We start from the raw sequence: 9,835 nt of genomic DNA, 5'->3' as shown, positions 1-9,835 counted from the left end.
CGCTTTCGCGTGGGCGATCCTCCCCCGCAAGCGGGAGAGGGACGCCGACTGAGAGCTCTGAGATGCCCCTCAGCTCACATGGCTCAGATAATTCCGCTTGCTCGGCTGCAGATGGTCGACGCAGAGCTGCGCCAGCACCCAGTTGTCGCTGCCTTTCAGCATTTCGATCATCAGCCGGTGGTGCTCATGCGAGATGCGGAGCGAGGCCTTGTCGGCCATCGAGTTGGCGCGCACCGGCAGGCTGAGGCGCATGTAGAGCTCGATCGACTGCACCAGGTGCGAGTTGCCGCAGGCGCCGAACAGGGTCAGGTGGAAGCGGTCGTTGGTTTCGTGCACGCCGCGCAGGTACCCCGCCTCGATGTGCTGGCCATGTTCCTCGTGGATGGCGCTGAGCTCGGCGATCAGCGCTGCGGGCGCCGGCAGCGGGATCCACAGCGCCGCTTGCCGCTGCAGCAGCTCGCGCACGGCGTAGATCTCCTGCACCTCGCTCGGCGACAGCGAGCGCACCGTGGCGCCCTTATTGCGCTCGCGCACCACGACGCCCATGCCTTCGAGCTGCACCAACGCCTGGCGCGCGAAATGCCGGGTCACCTCGAAGCGGGCCAGCAGCATGTCCTCGGTGAGGCGGGTGCCCGGCGCCAGTCGTCCGAAGATGATGTCTTCTTCGAGCGCCCGCGCGATGGTGAGATCGTCGTGCTCTACAACGCCTGGCCTTATCTCGTCCCTGACCGTCAACTGGTCCTCCAACTGCTCGCGACGCGCATGACGTTAGCGCGGTTCGGCCGCCGGGTCGAACCGGCTGAGGCGGTAGATCTCCTCGACCAGCCGCAAGGTCCTGAGGTTATCCTCGGGCGCCGTTTCGAAGGGCCTGCCGGTCTCGAGACCATCGAGAAAATGCCCGATCGCCGCATCATACGAGCCCTGGTAGGTGGCATCGGCATCGAATTCTTCCGCACGGGGAACAGCGGCTTCGAGCCTGAGCGTCGCGCCCTCGAGTTCCACCGTGCCGCGCGTCCCGAAAATCCGCAAATGGTCGCGCGGCGCCGGCGGTGCCCCGGCAACCGCGAGGTTGCCGGTGACGTTGACCACCAGCCCATCGCTTGGCCGGCGCAGCACCACGGCCGCCACGTCCTCGGCGACGATTTCGGCATTGCTGCGTTCGAGCCGCGCCGCCACCACCTCGAGCTCACCCAGCAGATAACGCAGCGTATCGAGATGGTGGATCAAGACTTCCATGACGAGGAGCCGTGGCTGCGTGCGGAAGAATGGCTGCCGCACCAAAGCCGGCCGCAGCCCATCGGCGCCCAAAATCATCCCCGATGACAGGAACTCGAAACTCACCTGCCGGATCTCACCGGCCGCGCCTTCGTCGAGCCAGCGCTTCAGCACCCGGTAATAGGCGCGGAAGCGCCAGTTCTCGTGCACCATCAGCCGGGTCGGCGGCGTGACACTCGCGACCACCGCCTCGGATTCGGCGAGATCGGTGCCGAGCGGCTTCTGGCAGAGGATGTCGAGCTGCCGGCTGCCAGCCAGCCGCACCATCGCTGCATGCGTTTCGCGCGGCGAACAGATATCGACAGCGTCGAGCTCTTCAGCCGCCAGCATCGCCTCGGCGCTCGCGTAGATGCCGGAGATCCCGAACTCAGCCGCGCGCTGCGCCGTCGCCGCGGCCGACGGGTCGGCGATCGCCACCACCTTGGCGCGGTGGCGCTGCCGGCCCCATGCGGGCAGATGGTAGCCAGTCACCCAGCCGGCTCCGATCATGCCGATGCGGCGGGCTGGGCTTGTGGACACGCTCATCATTCCTCCGCGACAACTACGGCTTCACTGCCCCCTCGATGGCATTTTGTCAATAATCAACCCGTAGCGCAATCTATCGCTGCTTCGGGTGCATATCCACGAATCGCTAGCCAAAATGCGCCTGACGCCCAAGGTTTGGCCGATAGAACCACACATCTGCGACAGGTTGACTGCGCTTGTTTATTGACAATCCGTCGCGCGCCGCTAATTTGGAACACCACAACGGCGCGTGTTTCGAGGCGCCGCGAGGAGGATTAAGTGCCGGACGGCCTTCGTCGCAAGCTGACCACATATGGGGACCAGGGCTTTTCGCTGTTCCTGCGCAAGGCCTTCATCAAGGCGATGGGCTATTCGGACGATGCGCTCGACCGGCCGATCGTCGGCATTGCCAATACCTATTCCGATTACAACCCCTGCCACGGCAACGTCCCGCAGTTGATCGAGGCGGCCAAGCGCGGCGTCATGCTGTCGGGCGCCCTGCCCATGGTGTTCCCCACCATCTCGATCCACGAGAGCTTTGCCTCGCCCACTTCGATGTACCTGCGCAACCTGATGGCGATGGAAACCGAGGAGATGATCCGGGCCCAGCCGATGGACAGCGTGGTGCTGATCGGCGGCTGCGACAAGACCCTGCCGGCCCAGATCATGGCCGCCGCCAGCAGCGATATCCCCGCCGTGTTCCTCCCCACCGGGCCGATGGCCACCGGCCACCACAAGGGTGAGCGGCTGGGCGCCTGCACCGATTGCCGCCGCTTCTGGGGCCGCTATCGGGCCGGCGAAATCGACGAAGCCGAGATCAACGAAGTCAATAACCGGCTGGTCAGCTCGGTCGGCACCTGCACCGTGATGGGCACCGCCAGCACCATGGCCAACCTCACCGAGGTGCTGGGCCTCTGCCTGCCCCGCGGCGGTTCGGCGCCGGCTACCGAAGCCGAGCGGACCCGCCTCGCCGAGGAAACCGGCCGGCTTGCCGGGCGGCTCGCCGCCGAGGGCGGCCCGACGGTACGCGAGCTCCTGACCCCCGCGGCGCTCAAAAACGCCATGGTGGCGCTGCAGGCGATGGGCGGCTCGACCAATGCCGTGGTGCACCTTGCCGCGATCTGCGGCCGGCTGGGCATCAAGCTCGATACCGACCTGCTCGATGAAGTCGGCAAGCGCGTGCCGCTGCTGGTCGACCTGCAGCCCTCGGGCCAGCATTATATGCAGCAGTTCCACCAGGCCGGCGGCGTGCCGGCGCTCTTGAAGGAAGTGCGTTCCGAGCTCGATACCAGCGCTGCGACCATCCACGGCCAGACCATCGGCGAAGTGATCGACGCGGTGGTCGACGAGCCCGGCCAGACCATCATCCGCACCATGGCGGCGCCGCTGAAGCCGATCGGCACCCTGGCGGTGCTGAAAGGCAACCTCGCGCCGCGCGGCGCCATCATCAAGCAGTCGGCGGCCTCGAAGACCCTGATGCAGCATCGCGGCCGGGCCGTGGTGTTCGAGAACACCGAAGATCTCGCCAACCGGCTCGACAGCGACGATCTCGACGTGAGTCCCGCGGATATCCTGGTGCTGCGCAATGCCGGCCCGAAAGGCGCGCCCGGCATGCCCGAGGCCGGCTATATGCCGATCCCGCGCAAGCTCGCCCGGCAGGGCGTCAAGGACATGGTGCGGATTTCCGATGCCCGGATGAGCGGCACCGCCTTCGGCACCGTGGTCCTGCATATCGCGCCGGAATCGGCCGATGGCGGGCCGCTGGCCATCGTCCGGAACGGCGATTTCATCGTCCTCGACGTGCCGGCGCGCCGTATCCACCTCGATATCCCCGCCGACGAATTCGACCGGCGAATGGCCGCCCTGCCCGCGCCCCAGCCGGCGCCGCCGCGCGGCTATGCGCAGCTCTACCACAGCCACGTCACCCAGGCCGACCAAGGCGCCGATTTCGATTTCATGCAGGACCAGGACTCGTGAGCCTCACGGCAGCCGACGCGCCGCTCTGCCTGCCGCCTCGGCCGCTGAGCCGCGCCCCGAGGGCGCTGCTGCCCGACGGCACGGTCGACACGCATTTCCACGTCTTTGCCGACGGCGTCCCGCTGGCGAGCCGGCGTAGCTACACCCCGCATGTGCGGACGCTTGCCGACTGGCAGGCCTACGCCGCCGCGGTGAACATCGCCCAGGGCGTGCTGGTGCAACCCAGCGTCTATGGCTTCGATAACAGCGTGCTGCTCGAAGCGCTGGCCGCCGACCGGGCCAACCTCCGCGGCATCGTCGTGCTGCATCCCGAGACCGACAAGGCCGAGTTCCAGCGCCTCGATGCCCTGGGCGTGCGCGGCGTCCGCGTCAACACCCGCAACAAGGGCGGCCTGCCTTTCACCTCGATCACGGCGCTTTCGGCCCGCATCGCCGATCTCGGCTGGATGCTGCAGTTCCAGGTGCGCCCGGCGCAGCTCGAGGAGATCGCCGCGCTGCTGCCCGCCATCGCCTGCCCGGTGGTGCTCGATCATCTGGGCTTTCTCGACCTCGATGCCGCCGATGCCAGCGCACGGGTGGCGAAGATCCAGCAGTTGCTCGAGACGCCCGATTGCTATGCCAAGCTCTCGGCCCCCTATCGGCTGACCCATGTCGCCGGCTACTCGGCTTTCGCCGATGCGGCGCGGCAGCTCCTCGCCTCGCACCCCGAGCGCCTGCTCTGGGGCAGCGACTGGCCGCATACCGAATTGTTCGATCAGATGCCCGACGATGCCGAGTTGATCGAGTTGACCCATGATTGGCTGGGGGACGCCGGCGTCGCGCACCAGGTGCTCGTCACCAACGCACAAACGCTGTTCTTTTCCCGCTAGTTAGAGTTCTTTCTTGTCCCGGGGATCGAAGCTCGCATCGCCTTCCCCCAGAGGACCGACCGGAGACCCAAGATGACCAGACTGACCGAAGCGGCCCGCGGCGTATATGTGATCGCGGTGACCCCGTTCGAGGAGAACGGCGCGCTCGACCTCGAGAGCGTCGATCGCATGGTGGATTTCTACGAAGCGGCCGGCGTCGACGGGCTGACCGTGCTGGGCCAACTGGGCGAGGCGCCGAAACTCACCGCCGAGGAATCAAAGCTCGTCGTCGAGCGGGTGCTGCGCCGGCTCGATGGCCGCCTGCCGGTGGTGGTCGGCGTCTCTGCCCCCGGCCTCGCGCCGATGCAGGAACTGGCCACCGCCGTGATGGGCGAAGGCGCCGCCGGGGTGATGGTGGCGCCGCCCTGGACCATCAAGACCGACGACCAGGCCTATGGCTTTTACCAGTCGGTGGGCGAGGCGCTCGGCGACACGCCCTTCGTGCTGCAGGATTATCCGCTCACCACCAATGTCACCATCGTCCCCAAGGTGATCGACCGGATCATCAAGGACGTGCCCAACTGCGTGATGTTGAAACACGAGGATTGGCCGGGGTTGGCGAAGATCACCGCGCTCCGCGCCTCGTCCGACAAGGGTGAGACCCGTCGCATCTCGATCCTTTGCGGCAATGGCGGGCTGTTCCTGCCCGAAGAGATGGGTCGCGGCGCCGATGGCGCGATGACCGGCTTCTGCTACCCCGAAATGATGGTCGGCGTGGTGCGCGAGCACGTCGCCGGCAATCTCGAACGCGCCGCCGAACTGTTTGCAGCCTATCTGCCGCTCGCCCGTTACGAACAGCAGCAGGGCATCGGCCTTGCAGCGCGCAAATATGTGCTGGCAAAGCGCGGCGTCATCAAATCCGGTGCGTTGCGCAAGCCACGTCCGGCACTTTCCGCCCTCGATATCGCCGATGTCGAGAGGTTGCTGAGCGCCCAAGCCAAACGTCTCGCGGAGATCGGTGCATGAAACTCGGGCTCGAACATCGCAAAGCCCTGGTGCTGGGCGCCAGCAAGGGCCTCGGCGCCGCCATCGCCATCGCGCTCGCCAATGAGGGGGCCGAGGTGATTGGCGCCTCGCGCAGTGTCGACGAAATCGCCGCCCTCAACGGCAAGCTCGAGGCCGGCGCCACCGGCCGCATCACCGCCCTGCCGCTCGATCTCACCGACAAGACGAGCCGCGATGCGCTGGTCAAACAGGTGCTGGCGCAGGGCGGCGTCGATATCCTCATCAACAATACCGGCGGCCCGGCCCCCGGCGAGGCGCGCTCTACCGGCTCGGATGCCTGGGCCGGCGGCTTCGACGCCATGGTGCTGAGCATCATCGAAATCACCCAGGCCCTGCTGCCCAAAATGGTCGAGCGGAAGTGGGGCCGCATCGTCACGCTGACCTCGTCGGGCGTCGAATCCCCGATCCCCCGCCTCGCCATTTCCAACGGGCTTCGTGCCGCGGTGCTGGGCTGGTCCAAAACCCTCGCCGGCGAAGTGGCGGCCGACAATGTCACGGTCAACATCATCGTCACCGGCCGCGTCCATACCGACCGGGTCGACCAACTCGACGAGGCCGCCGCCAAACGCCAGAACCTCAGCCTCGACGAGGTACGCAAAGCCTCGCTCGCCACCATCCCGGCCGGTCGCTATGGCAAGCCCGAGGAGCTGGCCGACGTCGTCACCTTCCTCGCCAGCGACCGCGCCGGCTACGTCACCGGCGCCAGGATCCGCGTCGATGGCGGGATGATCCGTTCGGTGTAGGCCGAACCGCCAATCGCACAATGTCTATCTCGTCGCGCGGGGGACCTGCACGCTAGCGTCGTGCCGGTTTCCCCACGTGGCAGATGAATGAGCACCACCCTCTCCGCCTATCTCGCCAACATCGCGACCAACCCCAAACTGGCCGCCGCCGCCGCGATCGTCGCCGATGTCGCTGCGGCGTCGGCCGAGCTCGCCCAGGTGCTGCGCACCGCCCCGATCGCCGGCCTGTCGGGCACGGCGGGAACGACCAACGTCCAGGGCGAGGCGCAAAAGCCGCTCGATATCGAGGCGAACCGCATCTTTCTCGAGCGCTGCCGCGCCAACCCGGCTATCGCCTGGGCGGTCTCCGAAGAGGAAGACCATCCCATCCGGCTTGCCGAGGGCGGAACGCACGGGCTGCTGTTCGATCCGCTCGACGGCTCTTCCAACCTCGACGTCAACGTCACGGTGGGTTCGATCTTCTCGATCATTCCCGCCACCACCGAAGTCGACCTGCTGCAGCCGGGCAGCGTCCAGCTCGCCGCGGGGTTCGTGGCCTACGGCCCGGCGACCTCGCTGGTGCTGACCTTCGGCCAGACGGTCGAGCTGTTCGTGCTCTCAGGCAGCGGATTCGAGCTGGTCCAGGCGGACATCCGGATCCCCGAGGACATGCCGGAGTTTTCGATCAACACCAGCCGCGAGCGGTTCTGGAACGAGGGCACCCGCGGCTACATCCGGGATTGCCTCGCGGGCGAGCTCGGGCCGCTGGGCCAGCGCTACAATATGCGCTGGGTCGGCTCGATGGTGGCCGAGGTGCTGCGCATCCTCAGCCGCGGCGGCATCTTCCTCTATCCATCCGACAGCGAAACCGCCAAACGCGGCGGCCGGCTCCGCCTGCTCTACGAAGCCAACCCGATGGGGCTGATCGTCAAGACCGCCGGCGGCGGCGCCACCACCGGCCAGCTCGACCTGCTCGATGTTCCCCCGAGCGATATTCACCAGCGGATCTCCGTGGTGCTGGGGTCGAAGCGGCAGGTGGGGGAGTATGTCGGGTATGTGGTGGACGAGGGGCGTTAAGGATTCAGGCGCGCGAGGCGGCCTGGATCACAAACCGCGAGCCACCCGGCTACGCGTAACGCTCGACCGACAAGCATGTCGCCGCCCGCTGAACTCACGCGGTTCCGCCGTTCTATAGTGGTCACGGCGGCGTCACGGGCTCGGTTCATCATTAGGCAGTTCAGCGGCCTGCTTGAGAAGACATGTCTCTGGTTGATTTTTGGGGTGCTGCGGCCCCCTAGAAGCAAAACATACTTACGGCGCATGACGAAGCCACGGCATCGCGAGATCTGACTCTCGCTTCACCTACACAAAGCGGATCTGCTCGATCGCCAGCAGTGGAGCGCGCGCCTCCCCGCCCGCCATGCTCTCCTCGGCTGTCGCCAGGGGGTCGAGCGCTGCGAGTGGACCGAAGCTCACGCCGCTGCGAGCCTCGATGGCATGAATCGGAACCTGGGTTGCGGTGCCCAGCTGCGGCGAGGTGAAGCCGCCGAAGACGAACTCGTTTTCCGATGGCAGGCTCTGGCGCTGGTCCATTTCGTAGCCGGTGGCACAGAGCTTGCCGGTCTCATCGTGGATGAAGGCGATGACTTTCCAGAACGCCACCGGGATCCTCACGCCGTGCAATACCGGATCGTCGGCTGCGAAATAGGGACCGGTGAACACCGAAATCTTCATGTCGTCTTCGCGAGCGTGCTGCAAGGCGTAGTCCTCGAGCGCCAGCCAGATCGGGGCGTTGAAGGCCTGCATCTGCGGCGTCGCGTTGGCGACATGCATCGAGTCCTCGTTGCCGCGCTTGGCTTCTTCCGGCGTTCCCCAGCTGGGGTCCTCGCGACGGGTCATGTGGCCGCGGCTGAACTTGGGCGGATCGCCGTAGCACTCGTTCATGATCTGCATGGAACGGGGGATGCGCGGATCCCACTTCCAGCCCACCCGGGCGGCTTTCCTCGCGAGGTTGCCGTCGATGTTGCAGGCGCTGAAATAACACATGCGCCGTCTGCTGTTCATCACCACCGAGAAGTGCTGATAGCGCAGCACCGTCTCGGGTCTGCCATTGCTGTCGAAACTCAGCACGTCGCCACAATCGACCGTCGGTAGCGGCACGCTCGCCGCCTCGCCGAGAAAGCCTTCGAGATAGCCCTTGCGATCACGATAGTCTTCGGCAACCGCTTCGCTGTCGTCGCTGACATCACCGGAATTGTCGCCTAGAGACCCCGCCGCGACGGATCCGGCGCGCCCCAGCAGCAGGTCTCGGTCGACTTCCACCGTGACCCTCACCGTCAGGGGGATCGACAGCGAGGCGCCAGGTTGGGGTGCCCGCACGGCGCTCGCTGTTGCGCTCAGCCCTCCGGTTCGACGTGGCGCCTCCGTTCGTCCGGCGCCAAGCCGTCCGGCTTTCAGGTCGTCGCGGAGCTGCCTGACGATATCGGCGCGCACGGCATAGTTCGTGGTGAGGAACCGGCCGCTGAAATGCAGCCCAATCACCTCACCCTTGTTATTGTCGATGACCGCCGAACCCGAGTTGCCCCCCAGCGTCGTGCAATTGTGCAGCAAGTGGGTCGCCTCGACACTGGTAACGGCCCCTGGCGCCAGCCGCTTATGGTCATAGCGGTTGCCATAGATGCTCCGCATCAGGTCGGGTTCGGGGATCCGGCTATCGAAGGCCGGGTACCCGATCGTCGAGACGTTGTCGCTCACTTCGACGCGGCTCGCCAGCGTCAGCGGAGTGGCAAGCTTGGCATCCCCCGACAGAATTTCGATCTCGAAGAACGCCACGTCCGGGCCGGGCTCGGGCTCGATGTGGAGAGGCCGGACGAGCTTGAACACCAGTTGCTCGCTGCGCCCGAGCTCCCGCAGGAAATCGACCGAAGCGGTAATGCGCCCCGCTTCCCCCATCTTGAACACATAGCCCGATCCGCCCCGTGCCGCGAACTCCCTCGCGACATGACGGTTGGTCACGACCATCGCTTCGTCGATCAGCCAGCCGGTGCCGACCCAGGCCATATCGGCTCCTTCAAGGTCGATGCGGCCGATGCCTGGGATGAAGCCGTCGAGGGCCGATTTCGCCGTGTTGAGCCGCTCACGCCAGATTTCGCTGTCGGCCTGGTCGTTGAACTCGAGCACCGTGGTGTTCTGCTTGATATCGAGCACCGGCCGGTATCGCCGCATGGCAATGCTCTCGAGTTCGATCTGGCTGTCGACATCCTCGACCGCCAGACCTTCCAAAGCCATCTCCAGCACCGGCTCCCGGTCGCGAGCCTCAGTCGCCAGTTCCGGATCGCCCTCCAGCACCGAACGATTGTACTGCCGAAGGCGTGCCAGCTTCTCACTCGAACTATGCATAACGTCCTCCCCCGTGGTCTATTGGTCCGATCTGGTTACGTCCGC

The 9,835-nt window shown here is 66.1% G+C and carries 8 protein-coding genes; 5 read left to right on the top strand and 3 right to left on the bottom strand.

Translation table 11 applies throughout. The features are described from left to right. Positions 1-69 precede the first annotated feature (69 nt). Both VW23_RS00835 and VW23_RS00830 read right to left on the bottom strand, forming a co-directional pair. On the bottom strand, positions 70-735 hold the full coding sequence (locus VW23_RS00835) for a GntR family transcriptional regulator (protein WP_055884157.1): 666 nt from the start codon (positions 733-735) through the stop codon (positions 70-72). A gap of 33 nt (positions 736-768) precedes the next feature. Then, positions 769-1,764, bottom strand: a complete 996-nt coding sequence (locus VW23_RS00830) for a Gfo/Idh/MocA family protein (RefSeq protein WP_425285190.1) — start codon at positions 1,762-1,764, stop codon at positions 769-771. A gap of 294 nt (positions 1,765-2,058) precedes the next feature. Here VW23_RS00830 and VW23_RS00825 point away from each other — a divergent pair, with 294 nt between their 5' ends. The 5 genes from VW23_RS00825 (at position 2,059) to VW23_RS00805 (ending at position 7,468) form a co-directional block, all read left to right on the top strand. Then, positions 2,059-3,756, top strand: a complete 1,698-nt coding sequence (locus VW23_RS00825) for an IlvD/Edd family dehydratase (protein WP_069907706.1) — start codon at positions 2,059-2,061, stop codon at positions 3,754-3,756. Beyond that, positions 3,753-4,625, top strand: coding sequence for an amidohydrolase family protein (locus tag VW23_RS00820; protein WP_069907705.1), 873 nt, complete (start codon positions 3,753-3,755; stop codon positions 4,623-4,625). The genes VW23_RS00825 and VW23_RS00820 overlap by 4 nt, the downstream gene beginning before the upstream one ends. A 72-nt stretch (positions 4,626-4,697) precedes the next feature. Continuing rightward, a complete protein-coding gene (locus VW23_RS00815; RefSeq protein ID WP_069907704.1) occupies positions 4,698-5,630 on the top strand; it encodes a dihydrodipicolinate synthase family protein in 933 nt (310 codons plus the stop codon). Beyond that, positions 5,627-6,412, top strand: a complete 786-nt coding sequence (locus tag VW23_RS00810) for an SDR family oxidoreductase (RefSeq protein ID WP_069907703.1) — start codon at positions 5,627-5,629, stop codon at positions 6,410-6,412. The genes VW23_RS00815 and VW23_RS00810 overlap by 4 nt, the downstream gene beginning before the upstream one ends. 87 nt (positions 6,413-6,499) lie before the next feature. Continuing rightward, positions 6,500-7,468, top strand: a complete 969-nt coding sequence (locus VW23_RS00805) for a class 1 fructose-bisphosphatase (protein WP_084645402.1) — start codon at positions 6,500-6,502, stop codon at positions 7,466-7,468. Between the two features lie 285 nt (positions 7,469-7,753). Here the strand turns inward: VW23_RS00805 and VW23_RS00800 are convergent, their stop codons facing one another. Beyond that, positions 7,754-9,790, bottom strand: coding sequence for a DNA/RNA non-specific endonuclease (locus tag VW23_RS00800; protein WP_069907702.1), 2,037 nt, complete (start codon positions 9,788-9,790; stop codon positions 7,754-7,756). Between the last annotated feature and the right edge of the window lie 45 nt (positions 9,791-9,835).

The sequence above is a fragment of the Devosia insulae DS-56 genome (assembly GCF_000970465.2).
In the GTDB taxonomy this organism is placed as follows: Bacteria; Pseudomonadota; Alphaproteobacteria; order Rhizobiales; family Devosiaceae; genus Devosia_A; species Devosia_A insulae.
The sequence above is the reverse complement of the archived record's forward strand: the minus strand, read 5'-3'. Positions and strand labels throughout refer to the sequence as shown.